General features: G+C 34.7%; 26 protein-coding genes and 1 other RNA gene. 17 read left to right on the top strand and 10 right to left on the bottom strand.

Annotated elements, in window-relative coordinates:
- Positions 1-4 precede the first annotated feature (4 nt).
- Complete coding sequence (rocD, locus tag HJ01_RS10615; RefSeq protein ID WP_007138402.1) at positions 5-1,288, bottom strand: ornithine--oxo-acid transaminase; 1,284 nt, start codon at positions 1,286-1,288, stop codon at positions 5-7.
- 224 nt (positions 1,289-1,512) lie between these two features.
- On the opposite strand from rocD, the gene HJ01_RS10610 reads away from it, so the two are divergent.
- The 4 genes from HJ01_RS10610 (at position 1,513) to HJ01_RS10595 (ending at position 4,941) form a co-directional block, all read left to right on the top strand.
- On the top strand, positions 1,513-1,965 hold the full coding sequence (locus HJ01_RS10610) for an Lrp/AsnC family transcriptional regulator (protein ID WP_007138401.1): 453 nt from the start codon (positions 1,513-1,515) through the stop codon (positions 1,963-1,965).
- A 111-nt stretch (positions 1,966-2,076) separates the two neighbouring features.
- Positions 2,077-2,850, top strand: coding sequence for a dienelactone hydrolase family protein (locus tag HJ01_RS10605; protein ID WP_007138400.1), 774 nt, complete (start codon positions 2,077-2,079; stop codon positions 2,848-2,850).
- 30 nt (positions 2,851-2,880) lie between these two features.
- On the top strand, positions 2,881-3,915 hold the full coding sequence (locus HJ01_RS10600; protein WP_007138399.1) for a DUF3667 domain-containing protein: 1,035 nt from the start codon (positions 2,881-2,883) through the stop codon (positions 3,913-3,915).
- A 6-nt stretch (positions 3,916-3,921) separates the two neighbouring features.
- On the top strand, positions 3,922-4,941 hold the full coding sequence (locus HJ01_RS10595; protein ID WP_007138398.1) for a M28 family peptidase: 1,020 nt from the start codon (positions 3,922-3,924) through the stop codon (positions 4,939-4,941).
- A gap of 199 nt (positions 4,942-5,140) precedes the next feature.
- Here HJ01_RS10595 and HJ01_RS10590 read toward each other — a convergent pair whose 3' ends face one another.
- Positions 5,141-6,346 carry an NAD(P)-dependent oxidoreductase gene (locus HJ01_RS10590; protein WP_007138397.1) on the bottom strand — a complete coding sequence of 402 codons (1,206 nt, stop codon included), beginning with the start codon at positions 6,344-6,346 and terminating at the stop codon, positions 5,141-5,143.
- A gap of 242 nt (positions 6,347-6,588) precedes the next feature.
- Between HJ01_RS10590 and HJ01_RS10585 the strand changes: the two genes are divergently transcribed.
- Complete coding sequence (locus HJ01_RS10585) at positions 6,589-7,773, top strand: serine hydrolase domain-containing protein (RefSeq protein WP_040473854.1); 1,185 nt, start codon at positions 6,589-6,591, stop codon at positions 7,771-7,773.
- A 105-nt stretch (positions 7,774-7,878) separates the two neighbouring features.
- Positions 7,879-8,275, top strand: a transfer-messenger RNA (tmRNA) gene (gene ssrA, locus HJ01_RS17345).
- 41 nt (positions 8,276-8,316) lie between these two features.
- Here the strand turns inward: ssrA and HJ01_RS10580 are convergent.
- Both HJ01_RS10580 and HJ01_RS10575 read right to left on the bottom strand, forming a co-directional pair.
- Positions 8,317-8,787, bottom strand: a complete 471-nt coding sequence (locus tag HJ01_RS10580; RefSeq protein WP_007138395.1) for an OsmC family protein — start codon at positions 8,785-8,787, stop codon at positions 8,317-8,319.
- A gap of 48 nt (positions 8,788-8,835) precedes the next feature.
- Positions 8,836-9,408, bottom strand: a complete 573-nt coding sequence (locus tag HJ01_RS10575; protein WP_007138394.1) for a TlpA disulfide reductase family protein — start codon at positions 9,406-9,408, stop codon at positions 8,836-8,838.
- A gap of 307 nt (positions 9,409-9,715) precedes the next feature.
- Between HJ01_RS10575 and HJ01_RS10570 the strand changes: the two genes are divergently transcribed.
- The gene (locus HJ01_RS10570; RefSeq protein ID WP_040473853.1) at positions 9,716-10,561 is read left to right on the top strand and encodes an EamA family transporter; all 846 of its coding nucleotides are present in this window, start codon (positions 9,716-9,718) and stop codon (positions 10,559-10,561) included.
- A gap of 398 nt (positions 10,562-10,959) precedes the next feature.
- On the opposite strand, the gene HJ01_RS10565 is transcribed toward HJ01_RS10570, so the two are convergent.
- Both HJ01_RS10565 and HJ01_RS17140 read right to left on the bottom strand, forming a co-directional pair.
- On the bottom strand, positions 10,960-12,534 hold the full coding sequence (locus tag HJ01_RS10565) for a GMC oxidoreductase (protein WP_007138392.1): 1,575 nt from the start codon (positions 12,532-12,534) through the stop codon (positions 10,960-10,962).
- A gap of 148 nt (positions 12,535-12,682) precedes the next feature.
- Entirely contained in the window at positions 12,683-13,405 is a 723-nt protein-coding gene (locus HJ01_RS17140) for a hypothetical protein (protein WP_007138391.1), read from the bottom strand.
- A gap of 208 nt (positions 13,406-13,613) precedes the next feature.
- Here HJ01_RS17140 and HJ01_RS10555 point away from each other — a divergent pair, with 208 nt between their 5' ends.
- Positions 13,614-14,525, top strand: a complete 912-nt coding sequence (locus tag HJ01_RS10555) for a DUF6268 family outer membrane beta-barrel protein (protein WP_007138390.1) — start codon at positions 13,614-13,616, stop codon at positions 14,523-14,525.
- 129 nt (positions 14,526-14,654) lie between these two features.
- Here the strand turns inward: HJ01_RS10555 and HJ01_RS10550 are convergent, their stop codons facing one another.
- Together HJ01_RS10550 and HJ01_RS10545 are read right to left on the bottom strand one after the other, a co-directional pair.
- Positions 14,655-16,235, bottom strand: coding sequence for an NADP-dependent glyceraldehyde-3-phosphate dehydrogenase (locus HJ01_RS10550; RefSeq protein WP_007138389.1), 1,581 nt, complete (start codon positions 16,233-16,235; stop codon positions 14,655-14,657).
- Between the two features lie 56 nt (positions 16,236-16,291).
- Positions 16,292-16,606, bottom strand: a complete 315-nt coding sequence (locus HJ01_RS10545) for a rhodanese-like domain-containing protein (RefSeq protein ID WP_007138388.1) — start codon at positions 16,604-16,606, stop codon at positions 16,292-16,294.
- Between the two features lie 334 nt (positions 16,607-16,940).
- On the opposite strand from HJ01_RS10545, the gene HJ01_RS10540 reads away from it, so the two are divergent.
- The 3 genes from HJ01_RS10540 to HJ01_RS10530 all read left to right on the top strand — a co-directional run bounded on the left by HJ01_RS10540 (position 16,941) and on the right by HJ01_RS10530 (position 19,785).
- Entirely contained in the window at positions 16,941-17,573 is a 633-nt protein-coding gene (locus HJ01_RS10540; protein ID WP_007138387.1) for a Crp/Fnr family transcriptional regulator, read from the top strand.
- A gap of 72 nt (positions 17,574-17,645) precedes the next feature.
- Positions 17,646-18,434 (top strand): sulfite exporter TauE/SafE family protein, encoded by a 789-nt coding sequence (locus HJ01_RS10535; protein ID WP_007138386.1) that lies wholly within the window; start codon positions 17,646-17,648, stop codon positions 18,432-18,434.
- A gap of 76 nt (positions 18,435-18,510) precedes the next feature.
- On the top strand, positions 18,511-19,785 hold the full coding sequence (locus HJ01_RS10530; RefSeq protein ID WP_007138385.1) for an FAD/NAD(P)-binding oxidoreductase: 1,275 nt from the start codon (positions 18,511-18,513) through the stop codon (positions 19,783-19,785).
- Positions 19,786-19,865: 80 nt separating this feature from the next.
- Here HJ01_RS10530 and cydB read toward each other — a convergent pair whose 3' ends face one another.
- Positions 19,866-20,942, bottom strand: a complete 1,077-nt coding sequence (cydB, locus tag HJ01_RS10525; protein ID WP_007138384.1) for a cytochrome d ubiquinol oxidase subunit II — start codon at positions 20,940-20,942, stop codon at positions 19,866-19,868.
- 6 nt (positions 20,943-20,948) lie between these two features.
- Entirely contained in the window at positions 20,949-22,280 is a 1,332-nt protein-coding gene (locus HJ01_RS10520) for a cytochrome ubiquinol oxidase subunit I (RefSeq protein WP_007138383.1), read from the bottom strand.
- Positions 22,281-22,507: 227 nt separating this feature from the next.
- Here HJ01_RS10520 and HJ01_RS10515 point away from each other — a divergent pair, with 227 nt between their 5' ends.
- The 6 genes from HJ01_RS10515 (at position 22,508) to trxA (ending at position 25,878) form a co-directional block, all read left to right on the top strand.
- Complete coding sequence (locus HJ01_RS10515; protein WP_007138382.1) at positions 22,508-23,920, top strand: MBL fold metallo-hydrolase; 1,413 nt, start codon at positions 22,508-22,510, stop codon at positions 23,918-23,920.
- Between the two features lie 88 nt (positions 23,921-24,008).
- On the top strand, positions 24,009-24,224 hold the full coding sequence (locus HJ01_RS10510; RefSeq protein ID WP_040473852.1) for a DUF2892 domain-containing protein: 216 nt from the start codon (positions 24,009-24,011) through the stop codon (positions 24,222-24,224).
- Positions 24,225-24,237: 13 nt separating this feature from the next.
- On the top strand, positions 24,238-24,537 hold the full coding sequence (locus HJ01_RS10505) for a DUF202 domain-containing protein (RefSeq protein WP_007138380.1): 300 nt from the start codon (positions 24,238-24,240) through the stop codon (positions 24,535-24,537).
- Positions 24,530-25,360 carry a methyltransferase domain-containing protein gene (locus HJ01_RS10500; protein WP_007138379.1) on the top strand — a complete coding sequence of 277 codons (831 nt, stop codon included), beginning with the start codon at positions 24,530-24,532 and terminating at the stop codon, positions 25,358-25,360. Before HJ01_RS10505 ends, HJ01_RS10500 begins: the two co-directional genes overlap by 8 nt.
- Before the next feature lie 13 nt (positions 25,361-25,373).
- On the top strand, positions 25,374-25,580 hold the full coding sequence (locus HJ01_RS10495) for a hypothetical protein (protein ID WP_007138378.1): 207 nt from the start codon (positions 25,374-25,376) through the stop codon (positions 25,578-25,580).
- Entirely contained in the window at positions 25,573-25,878 is a 306-nt protein-coding gene (trxA, locus tag HJ01_RS10490) for a thioredoxin (RefSeq protein WP_007138377.1), read from the top strand. The genes HJ01_RS10495 and trxA overlap by 8 nt, the downstream gene beginning before the upstream one ends.
- The last annotated feature ends 213 nt before the right edge of the window (positions 25,879-26,091 follow it).

Genomic DNA, 26,091 nt, shown 5'->3' with positions numbered 1-26,091 from the left:
GGTATTATTTGAAATCGTTTAATGCCTTTTCAATAATCGCAAGACAGTCTTGGATTTGCGCTTCAGTAATAACTAAAGGCGGAGCGAAACGTATTTTATTTCCATGTGTTGGTTTTGCTAACAAGCCATAGTCTCTAAATTTTAAGCATATTTCCCAGGCTAAATCAGATTCTTCATCACAATTAATTACGATTGCGTTAAGCAAACCTTTCCCTCTTACCAGAGCAATTAATGGGTTTCTAGAAGCGATATCATTCAGGCCTTTTCTTAATATAATCCCTAAACGTTCTGCATTTTCTGATAAGTTTTCATCACGAACTACATCAAGTGCCGCAATAGCAACTGCAGCCGCAACTGGATTTCCTCCAAAAGTAGAACCGTGCTGACCTGGTTTGATTACGTTCATAATGGAATTATTAGCCAAAACAGCAGACACTGGATAAACTCCTCCAGAAATTGCTTTCCCTAAGATAAGGATATCTGGCTTCACTTCTGGTCTTTTTTCACATCCTTTTTCACATGAACAATTTCCACAAGTGGCTAAAAGTCTACCTGTACGTGCAATTCCTGTTTGCACCTCGTCCGCAATGAATAATACATTATGTGCTGCACAAAGTGCTTTGGCTTTCGCCAAATAGCCTTCTGTAGGAACATAAACTCCAGCTTCTCCTTGAATTGGTTCTACCAAGAAACCAGCTATATTTGAACTTGATTTTAAAGCTGCTTCTAACGCATCAGTATCATCATAAGGAATTTTGATAAAACCTTCTGTGAAGGGACCAAAATTCTTACGTGCATTTTCGTCATTTGAAAACGAAATGATTGTTGTCGTTCTTCCGTGGAAATTGTTTTCACAAACAATAATTTGTGCTTGATTTTCAGGAATCCCTTTTACTTCATACGACCATTTTCTACAAATTTTCAAAGCAGTTTCTACCGCTTCAGCACCTGTATTCATTGGTAATACTTTGTCAAAATCAAAATATTTTGTAACATATTCTTCAAAAACACCTAACTGGTCATTATGAAAAGCACGAGAAGTCAATGTTAAAGTCTGCGCTTGTTTAACCATCGCCCCTACTATTGTTGGGTGACAATGCCCCTGATTAACCGCTGAATAAGCTGATAGGAAATCATAATATTTTTTACCATCTACATCCCATACAAAAACACCTTCTCCTTTTTCAAGAACTACCGGTAAGGGATGATAATTATGGGCTCCATATTTATTTTCTTTTTCGATTAACGCTTCTGCTTTTAAAGAGAGTGTTGGATGTTTTTGTTCCATGATCTTATTTTATTTTTATGATTCTGAATTACAAACCTACAAATATTTTTTAATTTAGCAATCAAAAATAGCGTTTTTGACTTAATAAAATAGTTTATAAAACAAATTTAACGAATTTAAGCCTGTAAAAAAGTCATTTTTACATCGCAAAAGTTCTTTTTATAAAATATTATGATTACTTTTATACCTATAAAAATACGTTATTTTAATTTAAAATAAACTTCATGGAAACACTGGATGAATTCGACATCAACATCATAAAAGAATTAGAAAAAGATGGGCGTATGGCCTATTCAGCAATTGCTACTACATTAAAAATATCAAACACCATGGTCCACCAGCGCATTAATAGACTGATGGAGCAAGGAATTATTACTGGTATAAAGCCCATTATCAACGAGAAGAAAATAGGCTATGACTGGGGTGCATTTACAGGAATCACTCTAAATAAAGACGAAGATTCTAGTAGAGTCATTGATGAGTTAAAAAAAATTCCCGAGGTAACCGAATGTTATTTTATAACTGGCTCTTTTACCTTATACATAAAAATGATAGCTAGAGATCATGAACACATGAGAAAACTCCTTTATGAAAAAATCGATACGATTCAAGGGATTGCCAAAACAGATTCCATGATCGAATTGGGTTGTGCCTTCAAAAGAAACATTAGTCTTTAATAAATATTTTAATGTATCGCTAAACAGTTATTAAAAAAACTGTAAATTAGTACGACAAATAATATTTCTCTTTTTAATTTCGGATATTTGTGAGTAAAAACATATAGCATTATGAAAAATATAAAATACTTTATTCTGGGGCTTCTTATCTATTCAAACAGCTCTTTCGCACAGTTAAAAGCGACAACTTACAGAGACGGAAATCAGGTTTTAAATGGTTTTGAAATTACGCCAAAAAAGAAAAGCGCACAAAAACCGGGGATTTTGATTCTTCCTGCATGGCATGGAATTGACAAAGCGTCCAAAGATATTGCAGGAGATTTGGCTAAATTGGGATATTACTCCTTTATAGCGGATATTTATGGCGAAGGGAATTACCCGAAAGATAATGCGGAAGCAGGCCAAAAATCCAGTTATTACAAAACCAACTACAAGGAATATCAAACAAGAATTTCATTAGCCTTGGAACAATTGATTAAGGCTGGTGCTAATCCAGATAATATTGTAGTTATAGGGTATTGCTTTGGTGGTACAGGAGCACTTGAAGCAGCACGTGGTCATCTTAAAGTAAAAGGAGTAGTTTCATTCCATGGTGGTTTAGCCAGAAATGCAGCAAGAGCAATTGAGCCAATCACGGTTCCGGTTTTAGTATGTCATGGTGCTGACGATCCATACGAATCAAAAGAAGAAATTACCGCATTCCAACAAGAAATGCGCGATACAAAAGCCGATTGGCAAATGATTTATTATGCTAATGCAGTGCATGGGTTTACCAATCCAGAATACGGAGACGACAATTCGAAAGGGGCGGCATATAACGAAAAAGCAGCTAAACGCTCTTTCGAACATCTAAAATTATTCTTAGGTGAAGTCTTAAGAAAATAAGTAGGTTCCAAAAAACCAAATTTCTTTATCATGAGTAAAAATCCTCAAAGAAAAGATAAGACTTGCTTAAATTGCCGATATGTTGTCGAAAACAAATTCTGCTCTAACTGCGGACAGGAAAATATAGACATCAGAAAAACTTTCCATCAGCTTTTTATCCATTTCTTTGAGGATTTAACCCATTACGAAAATGCGTTCTGGAAAACCATCAAAAACCTTCTTCTCAAACCAGCTACCCTAACAAAGGAATACCTTTCCGGCAAGCGATTATCCTATCTGGCACCTATTCGCCTTTATATTTTTATCAGTTTCATTACGTTTTTTTTGATTGGTGTTTTTCCTGATAAAAGACTAGAGCTCTCCAATACAAACACAAAACAAACGAGCGACTTAAAAATCAATAAACTTATACAACCGGGCGAACTTGCAAAAGACAATTTAGACTCCATTCAGAAAACAATCAATAAATCTGTTGAACTAAACGGACAAGCCGAAAAACCTTTTAATTTTGAAATTAAAACGGTTCGAGAATTAGACTCCATTCAAGAATTTGGTAAAGTAGAAGACAAATACAGCAGTTTTGAATATTCGATTATTAAAAAGGTCTTGACAGTTACTGAGAATAACACAATAGATGAGATTATCGCAAAATTCAGAACCTCTTTTCTTCATGATTTCCCAAAAGTACTGTTTATCTATCTGCCTATTTTCGCCTTTTTTCTATGGCTTTTTCACAGTAAAAAAAAGTGGTATTATTTTGACCACGGTATCTTTACCCTTCATTATTTTTCGTTCTTGCTACTACTTATTTTAATCCTCTTTCTTACGGATAAAATCTTTTTGTTCCTTGAAAAATCTAGTAGTACAAACTTCCTAAGCGGATTAATTTATTTTACAGGCTTTGGCTGGATGCTCTACTATTTTTTTCCCGCACATCATCGCTTTTATGGAGAATCTAGATTAATTTCCTTCGTAAAAACCATATTTCTTTTTTTTATAAACTTCATCATAATAATTTTATTACTTTTATTGTTTGCCTTTTACACTTTCATAAATCTTCACTAAATCATAATGAAAAAAATAATTCCGTTAAGCTTACTACTGACTCTTTGCATCAGTTGCGCCACTACTAAGGAAGCTGTAGCTCAAGATAATTCTGACCCAACTAAATACATGGCTACTATTACGGCAAATGAATTAAAAACACATCTTTATATCGTCGCTTCAGATGGAATGGAAGGTCGCGAAACTGGTTCTGCCGGACAAAAAAGAGCTGGAGAATACCTGATCAATCAATATGTAAAAAACGGAATCTCTTTTCCAAAAGGAGCTACAAACTTTTACCAGTCCATTCCAGCCGCTTACCTCAACGCCAAACGCGATGAAGGTTTATCTGATTCAGAGAATATCTGGGCCTTTATTGAAGGTTCTGAAAAACCGGAAGAAGTAGTTGTTATATCAGCACATTATGACCATGTAGGTGTCAAAAATGGAGATGTCTACAATGGAGCTGACGATGACGGCTCAGGAACAGTTGCATTACTTGAAATTGCCCAAGCATTCGAAACAGCAAAAAAAGAAGGCCATGGTCCTAAAAGGTCTATCCTATTCCTTCACGTTACTGGTGAAGAACATGGTTTGCACGGTTCTCGCTACTATTCTGAAAACCCATTATTTCCATTAGCAAACACCATCACTGACATTAATATTGATATGATAGGTCGCCGTGATGACTTTCATCCAGACTCAAATAACTATGTATATTTAATTGGTGCTGATCGACTTTCGACTGATTTAAACAAAATTTGCTTGGCAGCAAATGAGAAATACACACATATGAATTTGGATTTCAAATACAATGACCCTATGGATCCGCAACATTTTTATGAGCGCTCTGACCATTACAATTTCGCAAAGAACGGTATTCCATCCGTCTTCATTTTTAACGGAGTCCATGCTGATTACCATAAAAAAACAGATACACCGGACAAAATTGAATACGATGCTTTGGCAAAAAGAGCACAACTAGCCTTCACCATCGCTTGGGAACTGGCTAATAGAGAAAATAGACCTGTCGTAGATAAGAAATAGTAGTGCTTTTTGGGCACATCCCGCCAAAAAAAGCGGGTCGAGCTATTCGCTACAATCTTTTTGGTCTCGCCCCAAAAAACGAGACAAAAAAGGATTTCCGCTGCTATCCCTTGTGCAAAACCCATAAAAAAAGAGCTTTGAAGTGATTCAAAGCTCTTTTTTTGTTTTGAAATTCAAGACAACATATATTGAAACAATATTATTCTTTTCCGTCTACAAAGTTTTGTAAATAACTAAATCGTGGCGTCAATTTGCCATTTTCGGTCATTTTAGCTCTTTCTAGAATTCCGTCTTTATCACCATTAAAGAACGCAGGAATCACGTGCTCCATGAACATAGTTCCAAAACCCTCGCTTGCATCTTTAGGTAGCTCACAAGGTAAATTATCAACTGCCATAACCACAATAGCGGCGGGATGAAAAACATCTACTTCCTTGTGTTCTGAAGGCAAATAGCCATACAAAGGCTCCGCAATCGTTGACGCTCTCAGTGTACATCCAATAGGACCATCAATATCGCAAGAAACGTCACCTACCACTTTTACTTTACAATCTTTGGATTGTAACATGGCTTTGGTAAGAATATCTGGCGCATCATTCCCATGAAAATGACCTGTAATGATAATATCAGCTACCTTGGTAAAACGTTCAAAGTTACCAACGTACTCTTTTGGATTAGTATAAAAATCCTTACAGTTTAATACCTGGCCATCGATACGTTTGTTATAATCCAATACGTCTATCTGGATATATACTGCTTGAGCATATTTTTTATTTAAGAAATTATCAACTGAAACTTCAGTAATTTTTATGGCATCAAGAACTTCTTTTATCCCGCTCCCTACTTTACCACTTCCAGTAACTACAAATTTAATCGGAGGAAAAATAATTCGTTTTAATTGGGAAATCAACTCTTCTCTTCCAGACAGCGTTTCTGCTTTTGGCAATTTAAACAATTCAAATTTTATCCCAAAAGCGCGAATAGTATTATATGCTCCTACAATACCTGCGTATCTCCCAAAACCAATTAATCGTCGCCCACTAGCATCAACTATAGTTTCATGATCATACATCGTAATATTTCTTTCCAGAATTGTTTGTAATAACGTTCTGTTATAGGGTTGCTTTTTTATCGTGTGTGAAAAAAAGAAATAAGATTTATTTGGAATTAAATTATATACAGGGACTTCCTTCACCCCAAATAACACATCGCAATCACTGATATCTTCGGTAACTTCAATTCCTAAATTTTTATATTGATCATCTGTGAATATTCGAATGTCAGAACTTTCCACTTTTAAAACAGCGTCAGGATAAAGCTCTTTCAATTGAACTAATGCATTTGGGGAAAAAACTACTCTTCTGTCCGGTGGACTCTTTCTTTCTTTTAAAATTCCGAATTTCATATCTTTATTGATGCTTTAGTTTTATTGTAACTTTATCTATCTGTATTGTTACAAATATAACAATTTTTATTGAATTAATTTTTCCTTCATAAAAAATATAAACTCTGGGAAATATTAAAAGCTGATGGCCAAAACGATAGAAAAATTGGTTTTTTCACTTTAATAAAATACTGTTAAGGTTTAAAAAAAAACTTAACTAAAGAGATTGATTCTATATATTTGCCCTTGATAGAACCACAAAAATGATTTTTATAAAAAAAGCAAATATACTACAAATACTCATGCTGTTATTGGTTTTGAGCTCTTGTAAGCAAAAGAATGACTCCGCCTCTAATTCCTCTGAAAAGAAAGTTATCGACTCCGTTGTTTTAATAAAAGCAAGGCCAAAACTTAGCGACCAATATATTGAGGGCAAAAATAAATCCATAGCCTCTTTTTACAGTAAAAACTGGGGGCGTCAAGGTGTAAACGGTGGTTTTCTAGTGGCACAAAATGGACAGATTATTTTCGAAAAGTACGATGGCTACGCCAACTATAAAGAAAAATCATCTATGACAAGTGCTACCCCGCTTCACATAGCATCAGTAAGCAAAGTGATTACAGCTACCGCGGTATTAAAGTTGTTAAGCGAAAAGAAACTGACTTTAGATCAAAAAGTTACCACGATTTTAAAAGACTTTCCATATCCTGATGTTACCATAAAAACATTATTGACTCATAGAACGGGGATGCGTAACTATGCCTATTTTACCGAAAAAAAGGGTGTTTGGGATAGACATAAAATTTTAACTAATCAGGACATACTGACAATTATGGCAACCAAAGGTATTGATTTGGAATTCCGCACTGATAGTCGATTTAGTTATTGTAATACTAATTATGCCATGTTGGCACTAGTTATAGAAAAAATAACGGGTATGACTTATAAAGATGCCATGGAAAAAATCATTTTCAAACCATTGGGAATGACAAACACTTATGTATTCGATTATGAGAAAGACAAGAAAACTGCAACTCCATCATATAGAGGCAATTTTTCCTTAGTTAATATGGACTACCTTGACGCGGTATATGGTGATAAAAACATCTATTCGACTCCTAGAGATTTATTGAAGTTTGACGATGGTCGTAACTCAGCAAATTTCCTTGACCCTAAGTTATTAAAGCTAGCTTATATAGGGTATAGTAATGAACATAAGGGAACAAAAAACTACGGTCTGGGAATACGCATGGTCAATTGGGACACTGGAAAAAATTTCTATTTCCATAATGGTTGGTGGCACGGCAATACATCTGCCTATATTACCATGCCTGACGAAAAAGTAACTATCATTGCATTGTCGAACAAAATGGACCGAAGAACTTACAAAGTAAAAAATTTAGCGCCGCTGTTTGGTGATTATCCATTCAAATTAGCTGACGAATAAAAAAGGAATGATTATTGAAGATAATATAAGTAATGCAAATAGGTCTATTTCTGTTAAAAAGGAATACCTTTGCACTTTCAAATTAATCCTTTGAATAGTAATAAAGGGGTCGACTGGTTTTGACAGCAAGTCGAATTGAAAAGTAAGCACGTGGAGAACTGGGACAATTCTCGTTAATAAAAGGTTCCAAAACACATACACGGCGAAGGAAACTACGCTCTTGCTGCATAATCTGAATCATAGTAAGATTAGCCTAGTTCCTATTAGATAGGAAAGCAGGATTTACCTCGAAAGCTTTGGTTTATAGCGGTCGATAAAGGTGAATCGTAAATTTAAACCTAGATTTCCATAAGCTTCGGGTGGACTTCGAAATAAAGAAGATAAGTATTGAGTGGCTGTTTCTGGCCTGGCTCACTATCGAAAATCTAATCAGGAAATAAACGTGTAGAAAGCCTTTTAGTTGCTTGTTTGGACCCGAGTTCGATTCTCGGCGACTCCACAAAAAATCTGTAATTCATTGAATTACAGATTTTTTTTTTCAACCTACACTACTTCACAACTAGCAAAATGCATAATTGGAAAATTGCAAGAATTGGCAATAAAGCAAAGTTCATTCGCTTTTGTGTGCAAGCTTAATGCTTCGTTTATTTTTTCTACTTGGGTGATAGTAACTTTAGGATAAAGCCGTACTTCAGTAAATCGACCTGAACCATTCTCTAAAACCTCAAGCGTTGCCTCAGCGGCATCAGTATAGGACACGACCTCTATTCCGTTTTGAGCACAAACATATAAATAGGACATCATATGGCAGGAAACGACACTACTTAGCAGCATGTCTTCCGGATTGTGTAATTGAGGATCTCCTTTGAAAGCTTTTGCAGCCGAAACATTTAAAATTTCTTTCCCTTCTATGGCAATCGTATGGTTTTTGGTGTAACGCCTAGTAGTTGAGACTGCCACTTTTTCATTGGAAAACCAATTCAATTTTGCTTTAAATATATGCTTGAACCCCATTTCTTTATTTTTATTTCAAAAGTAATGAAAACTGACCGTTTTGTTTCCTTATTGGTCCTTAAGCAAATCATCTAATTTTAATCTGAATGCATCACTGTTCCAATCTGCTGGGCCTATTTTTGCTATTATCACATTCTGATGCTGATCAATTACGTAAGTTGCCGGTATCGTTTCAGACTCCATATCTATAGGTGGATTAGAAACCGAATGAAATATAGGAAGCTGTAAATTTTCTTTAACCAAAAAAGTATTTGCTTTTTCGAAAGAATCAGTTGTCACGAATAAAAATACGATCTTGTCTTGATAATCTGCATATAGTTTATTCAAACTAGGCATTTCGGCAATACAAGGCGGGCACCATGTAGCCCAAAAATTAACGAAAATTATTTTTCCTTTATATTCATCTAGAGAAACCGTATTTCCATTGCTATCAAGCAATTGCCATTGGTATGTTGAAAGCTTCTTTTGTTCGCTTACTTCTATCGTTTTTGGCGAAAAAGACAATAAACGACTGACTTGTACTTTTAAAAACGTCCCTACTGGACTAAATAAAAGTAAGCCTAAAAAGATAATAAAAGCAATATTTTGTAGCGTTGATTTTTTAGGTGTTTTAAAGCGCATTTTTTATTTTTTAATAAAGTTGAATTAAAGATTCGTTGAGAAACTTATTAGATTTTTTAAGATAAATAGTATGGCTAAAAATTTAGACCCCTACATGTTTTGAACAGATGTGCTTATCAAAAAAACTATAAAAGCTTCTATTATATAGATTATCAATTGCCCTGCAAATTTAGACTTTCTATTGTTTGATATTGGTGATATATGTTACATAGTGTCGTTCTTCTTTACTATTTAATCATTTATTACAAAGCGAACTTACACTATTATAAATTATGTACTTTTGCTTACAAAATATCTGCAGAATAAAGTGAAAAATAAACTACTCAACATACCTCCAATACCAGCCGTACTTTTTGCAATAATAAGCGTTCAGTCTGGTGCGGCAATTGCAAAAAGTCTTTTCCCTGCTATTGGTGCGGCTGGAACCGCCTCCCTGAGAATTGGTATTTCAGCCATCATACTCTTTGCAGTTTACAGACCCAATTTATTCAAGATTACCCCTAAGCAATGGAAAGTTGTAATTCCCTATGGTTTGTGCCTGGGAGCTATGAATTTAATTTTTTACATGGCAATAGAGAGAATTCCAATTGGTCTGGCGGTCACACTAGAATTTATAGGCCCTCTACTGGTAGCTGTTTTTGGTTCAAAACGTTTTATCGATTATTTATGGGTACTTCTGGCAGCAGCAGGAATTGTTTTGATTGCACCTTGGACAAATAACGGAATAAACGTTTTAGGTGTTTTATTCGCTTTATTGGCAGGAGCCTTTTGGGCTTTTTATATCGTTTTGGGAGGGAAAGTTTCAAAAGTAATGAAAGATGGAGAGGCCGTTGCGACCGGAATGCTCTTTGCTTCGCTATTGATTGTCCCTTTTGGAATTATGGGAAACGGACTCAATAATCTTACACCCACATTTCTTTCTTTAGGAGTAGCACTTGCCTTGTTATCCAGTGCCATTCCATTTACATTAGAAATGAAAGCACTTGGCCAACTTCCTGCCCGTACATTTAGTATTTTAATGAGTTTAGAACCGGCAGCAGCTTCTATTTGCGCGCTGATATTCTTGCAGGAATATCTTGCTCTTAACGAGGTTGTAGCTGTTATATTTGTCGTAATCGCATCGGCTGGATCAACCTTGACTTCTAAAGCGTAGCTAAATCAATTGCATCGAAAATCATTATTGCAAATAGCCATTCTAGTTTAAATGGTAAAATTTATTTATCAAATAACGTAATAGTAGAAATAATAAACTGGCCACAACGGCAAATGAAATGGTAAAACTAATTAGATTGACAATAATATTGGGAATAAACTTCAATCTAGGGTGGCTATAATAAGGCTCCCGATGTAGTCTTTCAAATATTCCTTGCTTTGCTGATTTGAGTTTCTTTTTGATAATTCAATGATTTTAAAGTCAATCATAAATTCTTATACTCCGATTGGCTTATTGTTTCCTATTTATACCTCCCTAAATTAAGCAATTAATTTAATATACCCGAGTTATAGTACCGAAAAAGACTATTCAAGACAGAATACTTTTTATTAATTATTCTAAAACCGATTTTCATTAAACGGGATTTGCGCCATTGCTCTTTCGGCAATGGCAGTGATAGAAAGCGACGGATTGACCCCTGGATTTGCTGATATCATAGCACCATCTATAACGAACATGCTTTTATAACCAAAGACTTCGTTGTTCTTATTTATCACTCCTTCTGAACTATTCTTACCCATTACGGCTCCGCCTAATATATGAGCTGTCGAGGGAATTCCTGCGATGGATTCCAGCACAAAAGAAGTGGGTTTACCGCCAATAATTTCACTATATTTTTTAGTGAGTGCTATAGATGCAGGAATATCAGCACTGGGTTTAACACCCGAACTTACAGAGGAAGACAGTCCTCCGAAAATATTATTTTTAAACTTTAAAGTACTGTCGATGCTTTGCATGAATAACAAGACTGTAGTACTTTTTGACCAACTGTTTACAAAATAGATTTTGAAGTAACTCAAAGGAAACTTAACTAATTGCTTAGTCATATTTGCAAAACGCGCTATTATATTCTTCCCATTAGACAACGGCAAATGCAGTAACTTCCAGAAACCTGAACCTTCGCCATAACGTACCATTTCTAAATGACTATTTTCATCGGTATGCAGTAAACTACCGATTGCCACCCCTTTTGATAGATTTTTATTTTTATCCAAAGTAGAAACACTGATTAGCGTTTCATTATTTGTTCGAATATTATCTCCTAATTTATCAGATAACAAAGGCAAAGATTTCTCCTTTAGCTTTAGCAATAATTTTACGGTTCCCAATACTCCGCCAGAGAATATTACTCCTCGAGCAGTGAATTCCTTTTTATTTTTAAAAAAACTGGTGCTGGATTTTAAACTAACGCTATATCCGCTTTCACCATCAGTTTTGTTAATCGCTTTTACATCATACACTTCATTTTCGGCAAGAATTTCTGCACCCTTTTTCTGAGCTAAATAAAGGTAATTTTTGTCCAATGTATTTTTGGCATTATGTCTGCAACCTGTCATGCAAGCTCCGCAAAATGTACATCCAGCTCGGTCAGGACCATTTCCATCAAAATAGGGATCTTTTACACTTTTCCCTTCCTTACCAAAGAATACTGCTACATCAGGATGCTCAAATTGATCTTCACGTCCTAACTCTTTTGCCAATTCCTTTAATGCTATATCACTGTCAAATAATTTTGGATTTCTGGAAGCACCAAGCATTTTAAGTGCTGTTTGGTAAAATGGCTTTAGTTCCGTTTCCCAATCCTCGAGTTCGCTCCAGCTTCCTGATTTGTAAAAATTAGTTTTAGGAATGGGTAATGTATTTGCGTAGACCAAAGAACCTCCACCAACTCCAGCACCCGATATAACTACAATATGCCTAAAAACACTCATTTTCATGATTCCGAAAAAGCGCAAATAGGGCATCCATAACCATTTACTGAGGTTCCAATTGGTCTTGGCAAAATCATTTGCGTTATACCATTTCCCCTTTTCAATCACAACTACCTTGTACCCCTTTTCAGAAAGTCGTAAAGCACTTACCGAGCCACCAAAACCGCTCCCTATTATTATGTAGTCAAAATCGTGTTCCATTGGTTTAAATTCTATATGGAAAAGTAAACAATTAAATCGAATGTTGTATGCGTACATAATAAAATTTAGATCTCGCTCTCCTACTTCGAAAAAAGACCATTCTACTTCAACAAATAGGACGATCTTTTAAATTTGAAAAAAATCCTGTTTACTTATTCTCCATTTTGTAGTAGAAGATTTGCGGTGTACCTTCAACACCAGCTTCTGCCATCAATCTCTTCTGTTCTTCTGAGTTGATCAGTGTTTTCACTTTTTCCATATCCGAAATGGCAAATACTAGAGTCACTATATTAGGGTCATCTATACTTCGAGCTATTCCGCGATCAATAAGTCCCTCCTCCATTCTTTTGGTCAAGCCTTCGGCATCGTACACTTTTAGCCAGGCATCAAAATCTTTCACACGGTGGGTCACCATTAATCGGTTTTTAATATTGATTTTTGAATCATCAATCCGAATTACATCGTAATAAGCGAACTCGGGGGTACCGTTTACCCCTGCTTTTATCATCGCTTCTTTCAGACTTGGCATTGCAGTAAACTCTTTGGCTTTCATTACATCATCAATTTTATCTATAACAATAATTGTATTAGGATTATCCATGCCTCTTCCTATTACAAAATGACTTATACCATGTGCTTTTCTTACCGAATCATGCGCATCGTATTCTTTTCTCCATTTCTCATAATTAGCCACCTTGTGCTTCATCACAATTACTTTAAAAGACTCCTTTACATCAACAGTACTTGCTGTGTCAATGGACATTTCTTCTTCTGACTCAACTTTCTCAGTTTTAGTATTTTTACAAGATAAAAAAGAAATGGTAAAAATTAATATCAAAACTGGCACTAAACTCTTTTGTAAATTTTTCATACTACAATTTTTTTGAAATTATCATTAATACATAAATATACTGATTATTAGATAATTACACTTTATTTTGATCGCGAAATAATTTAAAGTGCTTGCTTATACCTCTTCAATTGCAAGCTTCCTAATTTTATAAACAACAATATGATTATATTCGCTAATTGTTACAGCGATTGACATTAATATTTGGGGTAATCAAATAATATCTAAAATGAAAAAAAAAATAATACAATTGTTATTTTTATTACTGCCTTTTTTATGTAACTCTCAAGAGTACATAGATCTGTTTTCTGTAAACTATGGAAAATCGCAAAAAACTACTTTTGAAAATTCAGCGATCGACACTAACATATCTACATTTCAAACAAACCTTACTTTACCAGTTGTTTTAAATGAAAAATACACCGCTATCACTGGAATAAATTTTAGCAGTTATAATTTACAACTATTTGCTGATTCTAATAACAATCATTTGTATTCAACAAATTTAAGAGCGGGTCTAAGAGTAGGCCATTCTGAACATTGGAGTGGAATATACCTTTTTCTTCCAAAAGTAGCTTCTGATTATATTAATCTAAGTACTGAGGATATATATTTAGGTGGACTAGCTTTATTAAAATACAAAAGAGACGAAAACTTTGGCTATAGTTTTGGACTTTACGCAAGCAGCGAAGCTTTTGGATTAAGTATGACTCCCCTTTTTGGCCTCTATTACCATAGCCCTGACCAACGTTTTGAGACGAGTTTTCTACTACCAAATGATGCTGATATAAATTATAGTTTGGCTGAAAAAACAAAAATAGGGCTTGATTTTCTAGGACACGGAAATAGCTATAAAGTGACAACTGATAACATGCGATCCAATTATGTGCAAAATAATTCGATCGATTTATCTTCTTATATCCAACAAGCTCTATTCAACAAAAAAATTCTTTTACGTTTAAAAATGGGGTATTCTTTAAACAACTTTAAAGTATATCCAATGGATCAGAAAATTGATTTACAAATTTTAGCGCTAAAATTTGGAGATAATCGCTCCATATTATTTGAAAACAAATCAAATACTATCCTTTTAAAGGTCGAAGCTATATATCGCTTTGATCTAAGTAAGGTCAAAAAGTAATTCCCCTACTATTTAGCTGACTAAATTGCTACGAAATCAAACTCAAACAATGATTCTATAACTAATTTAATCCCATAAAAAAAGCCGTCTCACAAATACGAGACGGCTTCTATTAAAACTATTCAATACTTACAAAATATAATCAGTATTGATAAAATTAGATTCTTTACTTTTCAATAAAGCTTGTAAAATTTCATTGTTATATTCGTTGTCTTTAGAAGCAACAAAAGTTCTAATGGAGAACGAGCGCAAAGCATCGTGAATACTTAAAGTTCCTACAGCCGAGTCTTTTCTTCCTGTAAATGGAAAAACGTCAGGTCCTCTCTGGCATGAGCTATTCAAATTGACTCTACACACAAGGTTCACTAATGCATCAATTAACGGAGCAATTGTTTTAATGTCTTTTCCAAATAAACTTACTTGTTGTCCGTAATTAGACTCAGCCATATCATTCAATGGTTCTTGAATATCCTTGAAAGAAAGAATTGGCACTATTGGACCAAACTGCTCCTCATGATACAAACGCATTTCTTTATTTATTGGATATAAAACAGCAGGAAAAATATAGTTATCAGAATGTTCCCCACCTTTTTCATTAATGACTTTAGCTCCATTACTAATTGCATCATCAATCAATTCTTGGATATAAGCTGGTTTGTCTTTTTCTGGCAATGGAGTCAAAAATACTGATTTGTCCCATGGATTACCAAAGGTTAGCGCATCTACTTTAGCAGCAAAACGCTTGTTGAATTCATCAGCTATTGATTCGTGTACATACAATACTTTTAAAGCAGTGCAACGCTGTCCGTTGAATGACAATGATCCTGCTATACATTCTTGGATAGCCAAATCTAAATCAGCATCGGCAAGGATTATCGCAGGGTTTTTTGCTTCTAATCCCAATACCAAACGCAATCTATTTTTGTTTGGATGTTGGTCTTGCAAAGCAATCGCCGACTTACTATTTCCAATCAAAGCTAAAATATCAACCTTTCCAGATTTCATAATTGGTGAAGCCACTTCGCGTCCTCTACCGTATACAATATTGATTACTCCAGCAGGAAAACTGCTTCTGAAAGCTTCCAATAAAGGGGAAATCAACAAAACTCCGTGTTTAGCTGGTTTAAAAATTACAGGATTCCCCATAATCAATGCTGGAATTAGCAAAGAAAAAGTCTCGTTTAATGGGTAATTGTAAGGCCCTAGACACAATACAACACCTAATGGACCTCTACGAATCATAGCATGAACACCTTGAACTTTAGAGAAATGAGCACTACGAGCATTCAGCTCTTTGTAGCTTTCAATAGTGTCGTAAATGTAATCTACTGTTCTATCAAATTCTTTTTCAGAATCTCCTAGTGATTTACCAATTTCCCACATCAAAAGTTTAACAACCTCTTGACGAGTCGCTTTCATTTGAATAACAAAATTTTCCATGCACTTGATACGATCCACCACTTTCATGGTTGGCCATAATCCTTGTCCTTTGTTGTAAGCAGCCGATGCAGCATCAACAGCTTCCATAGCTTCTGTTTCTCCCATAAAAGGAATAGAACCCAAAATAGTTGGTGCATATTTTTCTGTAGATGAAATAGTAGAGAAAACAGCTGAAGTTTGACCTTCCCACTTTTTTAATTCGCCATTCACTAAATACGTATCTTGATTTAATAACGTCTTAATCTGAAATTCTTCTGGTATTGTATTCATTTTTTGGTTGTTTTATTTTCTTGGTGTATCAGTACAAATTAAAATTATACTCTTTATTATTCTGGAGAAACGACTTCACCGTTCCAAGCCAAGATTCCTCCCGTCAAGTTATAGGCATTTTTAATCCCCAACTCATTCATAATTTCACAGGCTTTTGCACTTCTGGCTCCAGAACGGCAATACACATAGTAGTTTTTATTTTTATCCAAAGCTTCAATTGCTGAGACAAAAACTGGTCCTTGATGAATATCTATATTCACCGCACTGGCAATAATTCCATCATTATATTCGTCCTCTGTCCTTACGTCTAGTATTACTGAATCCCCATCTGCTTCAAGCTGGCTGATCCAATCTTCTTGTGTTAAATTCATAATAGTTCTTTTTGTAAAAATACGATGTTTTAATAGAACAACAAACCGTCTTTTTGTGAATTAAGGAATATTTCAAAGAAAACGATTTCGCGAATCGTTAAAAATCAGCAAACTAGATGTTAAGCTACTAAATCATTAAAATTAACCCTATTAAATCTATGGGAATTATCATTAATTAGCTTTTTTATCAATGTGTTCGCAATTAGCTAATCTGTCCTCCATCTCTTCAAATTACTTGGTATTTTAGCGTACTTTTACAATAGGTAATTTGGTAAATACAAGAAAAAAGCACCAATTTAGTGAGCTAAGAAAACATTTTCTAAAACACAACGTAATGCGAGATTTTGACGATTTAAAAAAAATATTCCCCTCTTTTTCAGACGAACTTATAAATGAAATTGAAACTAATTCCATAAGACAATCATATAAATCCGGTGATGTTATTATGCGAACCGGTCAGTATATTAACAATACATTATTGATCTTAAAAGGCCAAATTAAGATCTATCGTGAAGGAGAAAATGGTGGTGAATTTTTGATGTATTACCTGCAACCAGGTCAAGCTTGCGCTGTTTCCATGATATGTGCAACAAAGAGTCAAACAAGCCAGATTATGGCGAAAGTGGTTGAAGATGTGGATCTGATTATGATTCCACTTACTTTAATGGAAAAATGGATGATGGAGCACCGTAGCTGGTATGAATTTGTCATTTTTACTTACCGCACTAGATTTGAAGAAGTTTTAGAAGTCATTGATAATATTGCCTTCAGGGCAATGGACGAACGTTTAGAATTCTACCTAAAACGACATGCGGATGCTTGCGGATCTAAAGACCTTAAGCTTTCCCATCAAGAAATAGCAACTGAACTAAATACTTCAAGAGAAGTCATATCCCGCCTGCTAAAAAAAATGGAACAACGCGGAATGGTAAAATTACATCGCAATCATATGGAACTTTTGACTTAAAAAAAGTGCTAAGTGATAAATGTTACTGTTTGTAAATTAAATACGAGCAACCTTTGTGCTAAAATTTATTAGATGGAATATTTTGGTTATTTTGCTTCAATTATAATTGGTCTTTCCTTAGGGTTAATAGGCGGTGGTGGATCTATCCTTGCTGTTCCTATTTTAGTATATCTTTTTAAAGTACACCCAGAACAAGCAACTAGTTATTCCCTTTTTATAGTAGGAATAACTTCAATGATAGGTTCTTTTAGCCACTACAGACAGGGCAATTTAAAAATTAAATCTGCTTTAGTGTTTGCTTTTCCTTCCATCCTCTCTTTACTTTTGGTCCGAAAAGTTATTCTTCCTATAATTCCTGAGACAATATTTTCTATTGATGGTTTTGATATCACTAAGAATTTTTTGATCATGGTGGTCTTTGCCTTTCTAATGATTGCGACTTCTATATCCATGATCAAGAAATCAAAGAAAATCAAAGAACCAAAACAAATCAACTTTCCAGTACTTGCTTTGATTGGTTTTCTAGTTGGTCTAATAATCGGTTTTTTAGGTGCTGGTGGAGGATTTTTAATCATTCCTGCTTTATTATTTTTTGCTAATTTACCAATGAAAGAAGCTGTTGGAACTTCATTATTCATCATATTTATAAATTCTCTTATAGGTTTTAGCGGTGATTTGTTAGGTGGCGTTAAACTGGATTTCACACTGCTAATATCTATTACAGCAATGGCTATGGTGGGTCTGTTTATAGGAACCCAATTATCAAAAAAATTAGATGGGGCAAAATTAAAACCTGCTTTTGGTTGGTTTGTATTGGTGATGGGCATTTACATCATTACAAAAGAAATTCTATTTAAATAAATTCACATGTGACATAAGTCACTGACTTTCAATGACAAATTGAGTAATATTGTGTTAACCATAATACGTATCAATCATGAAAGAACATTTTCAAATTTTAATAATTGGCGGCGGTAACGCCGGACTTTCCGTTGCTGCTCAATTACTTCGCAAAAAAAGCAGCCTCAGCATTGGAATCATCGAACCTTCAGAAAGACATTATTACCAACCAGCTTGGACGTTAGTGGGTGCTGGTATATATGACATCCATAAGACGGTTCGACAGGAAAAAAACTATATTCCCAAAAACAGTACTTGGATTATTGATGCAGTAACTGAATTCATACCTTCCGAAAACAAAGTACTTTGCAAAAGCGGTAAAGAAATTAGCTATGAATATCTAGTTGTAAGTCCGGGCATTCAGCTGGATTGGGATAAAATAAAAGGCCTTAAGGAAACTTTAGGTAAAAACAATGTAAGTAGTAACTACTTATATGAATTTGCTCCTAAAACTTGGGAATTCATCCAAAACTTTAAAGGAGGGACAGCCATTTTTACAAATCCTTCTACACCAATAAAATGTGGTGGTGCTCCTCATAAAATCATGTATTTAGCCTGCGATTATTGGAAAACTAAAGGTATCTTAGACAAATGTGATGTACATTATGTTTCAGGTGGCGCTGGTATTTTTGGTGTACCAGAATATGCCGAAACATTAGTAGAGGTATTAAAGAAATTCAAAATCATTACACATTTTAATTCAAATGTTACTGCTATAAACGGTGATACAAAAACGGTAGAATACGAAACCAAAGCAACTGATGAGACAATTAAACAGAGTCTTTCAACATTAGACGCATCTTGCTACTCTATTGCAACGCATGATGCATCTGCTGAGACAAAAAGAGTTTCTATGCAATTTGATCTTTGTCATGCCGTTCCGCCACAATCGGCACCAGATTTCATTAAAAAAAGTCCGCTTGCAGATACTAATAGTCCTTATGGTTATGTAGAAATCAACAAATACACACTTCAACATTCACGGTTTCCTAATGTATTTGCTTTAGGTGACTGTACAAATGCACCATGTAGTAAGACAGGTGCAGCTATTCGCAAACAAGCTCCAGTAGTGGTTGCTAATTTATTATCAGTGCTAGAGCATCAAAAGCCAGCAGCTACTTATGACGGTTACAGCGCCTGCCCTATTCCTACCCAATACGGTAAACTAATGCTAGCCGAATTTGATTATGACAACAAACCAAAAATGACTTTCCCATTTGATCAGGCAAAACCGAGATGGACAATGTGGAAATTAAAAACTAAAATTTTACCTTGGTTGTATTGGAACAAAATATTAAAAGGAACTGCCTAATTCGTTCATAAGTGAGAAAAAAACTCCCTTGTAACAACATTTGTTTACGAGGGAATTTTCTATCTGCTCTATTCCTTAATTTAATGCTCTCCATATCCTACATCATCCATTTTTCCACTAAAAACTTTATATTGAATGATAAAATAAGTAATTACTAAAACTAACGCAATTGCAAACCAATATACTCCTACCGATAACCCATAATTATCTGCTGCCACATTATAAATAGTTAATGAGGGATTAACAGTATTTGTTGAAGGTAAGACGTTAGGGAAAATCGAAGCGGCTGTCGCTGCAAAACCACCCACGAGAAACAGACTCGAAAACAAAAAGCCTAAACCCTCTTTTTTAAAAGTTCTCACTCTAAATAAGCCAAAAATCCCAGTAAAGCATAATAATGGAAATATCCAAAGTAAAGGGTTTTCAATAAAGTTATGAAAAGGTTCAGGCTCAATTCTATTCCAAATCAATAATGAAATAATAACTAAACCTGATAATACAAAATTAAGTTTAAATACTAACGTTCTTAACTTTGGATTCAAATCTGAATTGGTTTTATATATAATCCAATTTGCACCATGAATCATTAAAGCTATAACACTCACTACGCCTAAAAACAAGGTAAACCAGTCAATAATTCCCAATTGATTTGCTTGTGGGCTAAAAGTGGGGTTCCATAAAGGCAAGAAGAAAAAATGTGCTTCTTGTGTAGAAACACCATTTGTTACCATCCCAAGATTTACGCCCCGAACCACATTTCCTAATGCTACGCCAAAAAATAATGCCAATAGTAAACTCGCTATCCCGAAAGCTTTATCCCAAACAGCTTCCCACATCGGATGATGTATTTGCCCACGCAATTCTAATCCAATTGCCCTAAAAATAAGCAACCATAAAATCATCATTAAAGGCAGATAAAAACCGCTAAAAGAAGAGGCATAAAGTGTGGGAAAAGCAAAAAACAAAACCCCTCCTGCGGCTATTAACCAAACTTCATTAGCATCCCAAAAAGGGCCAATCGCATTAGTTATAGCTTTTTTATCTTTTTCTGTTTTTGCAAAAAACAAATGAATAATTCCTGCTCCAAAATCATAACCGTCTAAAACAATATAAACAGCTAAAATTCCCATTAAAACAACATACCAAAAGAATTCCATACTCATTTATTTTTTTACGGTTTCAGGACCATTTTTAATTATTTTTCCAACCAAAAGCAGAAATAACAAACCTAACAATAGATATAAACCAACAAACCCCAACAAAGTAAATAAAGTATTTCCTGAAGAAACAGTTGGTGAAGCACCTTCTGATGTGCGCAATAGGTTATAAACTAACCAAGGCTGTCTTCCTAATTCTGAGGTGTACCATCCCGTTGTATTAGCTATATAAGGAAATGGCATCATAAAAAATAAGGCCCACAAAATCCATTTGGTTACAAAGAGTTTTTTTCTAAATAACTGAAAAACCGCCAAAGACATTAATCCAATAAAAAGGGTTCCTAAACCTACCATAATATGATAGGCGTAGTACAAGCCAGAAATATTAGTAGGATGTGTTTTTTCGTCAAATTGGTCCAATCCCTTTACAGTTGTATCCCAACTGCCATAAGTCAAAAAACTTAAAACATTAGGAACAGCAATTTTATTATCCAGCTTTTTATCCTTGACATCCGGTTGACCAATTAAGACAATTTCAGCTCCTTTTTCTTCAGTATGAAAAATTCCTTCCATAGCTGCAAAAGTTACAGGTTGGTGTTTAACTACATTCTTAGCTAACAAATCTCCCGTAGGAACGGCAACTATTATACTAGATATTAAACCAAAAATGACTCCTGTTTTTAAAAATAGCCTCCCATAAGATTCATTTCTTTTACTCAAAACATAAAAGGCGCCAATTCCTGCTACCACAAAGGAACTTGTAACTAATGAAGCTGCTTGATTGTGAAGATAAGAAGGCCATAACCAAGGATTGGTAAATAGAGCTCCAAAATTATTGAGAACAAACTTACCGTTAGCCATAATCTCATAGCCTACTGGATTTTGCATCCACGAGTGTGTGGCAATAATTAGGAAGCCACTAGCCCAAGATCCTAAAAAGATAAGCAAGGCGGTCACGAAATGCCATTTATGACCTATTATCTTTTCGCCAAAAAGAAACATTCCCAAAAATGATGATTCTAAAAAGAAGGAAAACATTCCTTCCATGGCCAGTGTCTGTCCAATAATACCTCCTGTCAACTCTGAAAACTTAGCCCAATTAGTTCCAAACTGAAACTCCATTGGAATTCCAGTTACTACTCCCATAGCAAAATTAAGCGCAAATATTCTCATCCAAAAATGAATCGCTTTGTTATATTGTATGTCGTCTGTTTTTAGGAATTTCCATTTAAAGTAAACAATAATTAAGGACAAGCCCATTGTCAATTGTGGAAAAAGATAGTGAAAGGTAATCGTGAATGCGAACTGCATTCTATCATAAAAAAGCATTTCTTCCATACTACTGTAATTTTTTGTAAAGCTATTCGTAAATTTAGCCTATTTAAGTAACCTAGGTCATATATAAACCATTTTATATCCTGATCAATATCATAGTTTATCACAATAATTTGTAATAGCTTTGTTCTTAGTCATTTCTGTGATGAAGCAGTATTTATGTAACAATAGTCACTGTGTAATAGAAATACAAGAATTACCTTTGTGTAAGAATAAAAAAAAACAATGCCATGCAAATAGAACAAATATATACCGGATGTTTAGCACAAGGTGCTTATTATATAACTTCAAACGGGGAGGCTGCCATAATTGACCCACTTCGCGAGACACAACCTTACTTAGATAGATTAGAACGTGATAATGTAAAATTGAAATATATTTTTGAAACCCATTTTCATGCTGATTTCGTTTCAGGTCACGTTGATTTAAGTAAAAATACGGGAGCACCGATTGTTTATGGACCAAATGCAAACCCTGAGTTTGAAGCAATAATTGCGACTGACGGTCAGGAATTTACCATTGGTAAGATTACCATTAGAGCTTTGCATACGCCAGGACATACAATGGAAAGCACCACCTATTTATTGATTGAAGAGAACGGCAAAGAGCACGCTATTTTCTCTGGTGACACTTTATTCATCGGCGATGTAGGAAGACCTGATTTAGCTCAAAAAGCTGCCTCGATGACACAAGAACAATTAGCAGCAATATTATTCCATTCGTTAAGAGATAAAATAATGACTTTATCAGATGACGTCATCGTATATCCAGCTCACGGTGCCGGTAGTGCTTGTGGTAAAAACATGAGTAAGGAAACTGTAGGAACTATTGGTAACCAAAAAGAAACCAATTATGCCTTAAGAGCAAACATGACGGAAGCAGAATTCATCAAAGAAGTGACAGACGGACTATTGCCTCCGCCCGCTTACTTTGGAATGAATGTAGCTATGAATAAACAAGGATATGAAAGCTTCGAAACCGTTTTGAACAATGGTATGAGAGCCATAGATGTAAAAGCTTTTGAAACCGTTGCTGAGGACACAGGAGCTTTAATCTTGGACACTAGAAAAAACGGTGAATTTGCGAAAGGATTTATTCCCCAATCTATAAATATTGGAATAGAAGGCGATTTTGCCCCATGGGTAGGCGCATTGATTGCTGATGTAAAACAACCTATTATTCTTGTTACCGAACTAGGTCAGGAAGAAGAATCCGTTACTCGTTTAAGTCGTGTGGGATTTGATAATCTAATTGGCCATTTGGAAGGTGGATTTGAATCTTGGAAAAAAGCGGGAAAAGAAATTGATACCGTAAATAGAATAACTGCAGATGAATTTGCCACCGAAGTAAAGATTGGCGAAAGCAGAGTGATAGACATTCGCAAAGACAGTGAATATGCTGCAGAACATGTAGACGAAGCCTATAGCAGACCTTTAGCGAACATTAATGAATGGATAAAAGATATAGACCCTAAACAGCCCTTTTTTATTCATTGTGCGGGCGGATACCGAAGTATGATTGCAGCTTCTATATTACAGGCACGTGGTTTTAGAAATTTTTCAGAAATTGAAGGTGGATTTAATGCAATTGCAAAAACTGCCACACCAAAAACAAATTTTGTCTGTCAGAGTAAAACACTCTAATTTACTATAAAAACATTGATATTCAGTTATTTATAACTTAAATTTATGATTCATCAGTCCACTTATTTTTAAATTTTATATTCTTATTATGAAAAAAAACATGGGTTTATTAGATAAGTCAATTAGAGGAATTCTGGCTGCTATCGTCGCGATATTGTATTTTTCAAATGTTATTAGCGGGACTGCTGCTTTAGTATTGGGAGCACTTGCGATTATTTTTTTAATCACAAGTTTTATTAGTTTTTGTCCTTTGTATGCGCCCTTTGGGATAAGCACTCGCAATAAGAAATTAGAGGACAATTAGAAACAATTAACATATGAGTGAAATAGTAAACAAAAATTTAATTTTAAGAGAGAGTCTGGCTTTACAAAGAACCACTTTGGCAAATCAAACTACATTTTTATCTTTTCTACGTACGGCCATGTATTTTGCAGTAGCAGGATTAAGCACTCGAAATGTTTTTCAAATTGAAAATAGTTTATTGATTGAAATTTCGTTCTACACCATCTCCCTTTTTATTTTAATTTTAGGAATCGTGAACTTTTTTAAACATAAAAAGATGATCATTAAAAATAAAAAACACATTGGAGATTATAAATTAGACTATTATGAATAACGAACAATGTTGCGTGGTTTCCTGCGATAAACCATTAGACCAAGACTATTGGGATGCACAATACAAAGCCAAATCTACAGGATGGGATTTAGGACAAGTATCACCCCCAATTAAAGCCTATATTGACACATTAAATAATAAAGGCTGTTGCATACTGATTCCTGGTTGTGGGAATACTTATGAGGCAGAATACCTATTGCAAGAAGGTTTTACAAATATCACTGTTATAGACATTGCACCAACATTGGTCGAAGACATCAAGCAAAAGTTTGCCGCTAATCCAAATATAAAAATAATTCAAGGTGACTTTTTTGAGCACCAAGGAAAATACGATTTGATTATTGAACAGACTTTTTTCTGTGCTTTACCTCCTACGATGCGTCAAAAGTATGTATGGAAAATGCATCAACTTTTAGCCGAAGAAGGAGTTCTTTCAGGACTACTATTCAATAGAACCTTTGAAGTAAGCCCACCTTTTGGCGGAAACAAAGAAGAATACGAAACCCTTTTCAAAGCTGCCTTTAACTTTTTAAAAATGGATGTAGCGCCAAATTCGATAGCTCCAAGAGCGAATTCCGAATTGTTTTTTGAATTTAGGAAAAATTGCAACGTAAAAGTGAATCTATATCAATTTGAAGGCATAACATGTACTGGTTGCATGAATACTGTTTCAGCGAAGTTTGAAGCTTTAAACGATGTCCTAAATGCAAGTATGAATACGAATTTTGCCGAAGTTTTGATAGTAGCAACAAAAGAAATCCCACTAGAAGAATTACAGACTATTGTATCCTATGATGAAAAATATAAAATAAACAAAATATAAAGACAGTCCAAACATGAAAAAAGTACTTTTTACAAATTGGCATGCCATGCGCTGGATTCGTCTAATAATTGGTCTCTTTTTTATACAGCAAGCCATTCAATTTCATGAATTTCTATTAGGTTTTGTGGCTGCATTTTTCTTATTTCAAGCCCTTTTCAACACGGGTTGTGGTCTAAATGGATGTCAAATACCAACATTAAAAAAAAGTAAAAATGAATAGTAGTTTTGATAATATCATAAATTCAGAAAAACCGGTATTGGTTGATTTTTTTGCAAGCTGGTGTGGTCCATGCAAAATGCTAGGTCCCATTTTGAAAGAAGTAAAAGACAATTTGGGAGACCGAATTTCAATCATTAAAATTGATGTGGATAAAAACCAACAAGTGGCTTCTCAGTATCAAGTTCGCGGCGTACCAACCATGATTTTATTCCAAAACGGAAAACAACTATGGAGACAATCTGGCGTATTGCAAAAAGGCGATATCATAAAAGTAATTTTGGAGAAAAGCAATCAATGACAAAAAAAGCAAGAATCATCACAGGATTGGGAATAACTGTAGGCCCGTCGCAGTCTACCTCTATTATCATTTTGTAGGTTGTGCCTTTGGCAGCTGTGCCATAACATCCAAACCGCTAGATGCTACCTTGTACGGAAGTCTTATGTGCGGATTGATCTTAAATATGTTTGTGAAAAAAGTAATCTCAATTACTTTTTTTTTCATCGCATATTA

This window comes from Flavobacterium frigoris PS1 (genome assembly GCF_000252125.1).
GTDB lineage: Bacteria > Bacteroidota > Bacteroidia > Flavobacteriales > Flavobacteriaceae > Flavobacterium > Flavobacterium frigoris_A.
This window is presented reverse-complemented; position numbering and strand designations above follow the sequence as displayed.

What these genes read in the sequence shown, in the direction of transcription:
- rocD (WP_007138402.1), bottom strand. Translation starts at nt 1,288, where the DNA reads ATGGAACAAAAACATCCAACACTCTCTTTAAAAGCAGAAGCGTTAATC.
- HJ01_RS10610 (WP_007138401.1), top strand. Translation starts at nt 1,513, where the DNA reads ATGGAAACACTGGATGAATTCGACATCAACATCATAAAAGAATTAGAA.
- HJ01_RS10605 (WP_007138400.1), top strand. Translation starts at nt 2,077, where the DNA reads ATGAAAAATATAAAATACTTTATTCTGGGGCTTCTTATCTATTCAAAC.
- HJ01_RS10600 (WP_007138399.1), top strand. Translation starts at nt 2,881, where the DNA reads ATGAGTAAAAATCCTCAAAGAAAAGATAAGACTTGCTTAAATTGCCGA.
- HJ01_RS10595 (WP_007138398.1), top strand. Translation starts at nt 3,922, where the DNA reads ATGAAAAAAATAATTCCGTTAAGCTTACTACTGACTCTTTGCATCAGT.
- HJ01_RS10590 (WP_007138397.1), bottom strand. Translation starts at nt 6,346, where the DNA reads ATGAAATTCGGAATTTTAAAAGAAAGAAAGAGTCCACCGGACAGAAGA.
- HJ01_RS10585 (WP_040473854.1), top strand. Translation starts at nt 6,589, where the DNA reads ATGATTTTTATAAAAAAAGCAAATATACTACAAATACTCATGCTGTTA.
- HJ01_RS10580 (WP_007138395.1), bottom strand. Translation starts at nt 8,787, where the DNA reads ATGGGGTTCAAGCATATATTTAAAGCAAAATTGAATTGGTTTTCCAAT.
- HJ01_RS10575 (WP_007138394.1), bottom strand. Translation starts at nt 9,408, where the DNA reads ATGCGCTTTAAAACACCTAAAAAATCAACGCTACAAAATATTGCTTTT.
- HJ01_RS10565 (WP_007138392.1), bottom strand. Translation starts at nt 12,534, where the DNA reads ATGGAACACGATTTTGACTACATAATAATAGGGAGCGGTTTTGGTGGC.
- HJ01_RS17140 (WP_007138391.1), bottom strand. Translation starts at nt 13,405, where the DNA reads ATGAAAAATTTACAAAAGAGTTTAGTGCCAGTTTTGATATTAATTTTT.
- HJ01_RS10555 (WP_007138390.1), top strand. Translation starts at nt 13,614, where the DNA reads ATGAAAAAAAAAATAATACAATTGTTATTTTTATTACTGCCTTTTTTA.
- HJ01_RS10550 (WP_007138389.1), bottom strand. Translation starts at nt 16,235, where the DNA reads ATGAATACAATACCAGAAGAATTTCAGATTAAGACGTTATTAAATCAA.
- HJ01_RS10545 (WP_007138388.1), bottom strand. Translation starts at nt 16,606, where the DNA reads ATGAATTTAACACAAGAAGATTGGATCAGCCAGCTTGAAGCAGATGGG.
- HJ01_RS10540 (WP_007138387.1), top strand. Translation starts at nt 16,941, where the DNA reads ATGCGAGATTTTGACGATTTAAAAAAAATATTCCCCTCTTTTTCAGAC.
- HJ01_RS10535 (WP_007138386.1), top strand. Translation starts at nt 17,646, where the DNA reads ATGGAATATTTTGGTTATTTTGCTTCAATTATAATTGGTCTTTCCTTA.
- HJ01_RS10530 (WP_007138385.1), top strand. Translation starts at nt 18,511, where the DNA reads ATGAAAGAACATTTTCAAATTTTAATAATTGGCGGCGGTAACGCCGGA.
- cydB (WP_007138384.1), bottom strand. Translation starts at nt 20,942, where the DNA reads ATGGAATTCTTTTGGTATGTTGTTTTAATGGGAATTTTAGCTGTTTAT.
- HJ01_RS10520 (WP_007138383.1), bottom strand. Translation starts at nt 22,280, where the DNA reads ATGGAAGAAATGCTTTTTTATGATAGAATGCAGTTCGCATTCACGATT.
- HJ01_RS10515 (WP_007138382.1), top strand. Translation starts at nt 22,508, where the DNA reads ATGCAAATAGAACAAATATATACCGGATGTTTAGCACAAGGTGCTTAT.
- HJ01_RS10510 (WP_040473852.1), top strand. Translation starts at nt 24,009, where the DNA reads ATGAAAAAAAACATGGGTTTATTAGATAAGTCAATTAGAGGAATTCTG.
- HJ01_RS10505 (WP_007138380.1), top strand. Translation starts at nt 24,238, where the DNA reads ATGAGTGAAATAGTAAACAAAAATTTAATTTTAAGAGAGAGTCTGGCT.
- HJ01_RS10500 (WP_007138379.1), top strand. Translation starts at nt 24,530, where the DNA reads ATGAATAACGAACAATGTTGCGTGGTTTCCTGCGATAAACCATTAGAC.
- HJ01_RS10495 (WP_007138378.1), top strand. Translation starts at nt 25,374, where the DNA reads ATGAAAAAAGTACTTTTTACAAATTGGCATGCCATGCGCTGGATTCGT.
- trxA (WP_007138377.1), top strand. Translation starts at nt 25,573, where the DNA reads ATGAATAGTAGTTTTGATAATATCATAAATTCAGAAAAACCGGTATTG.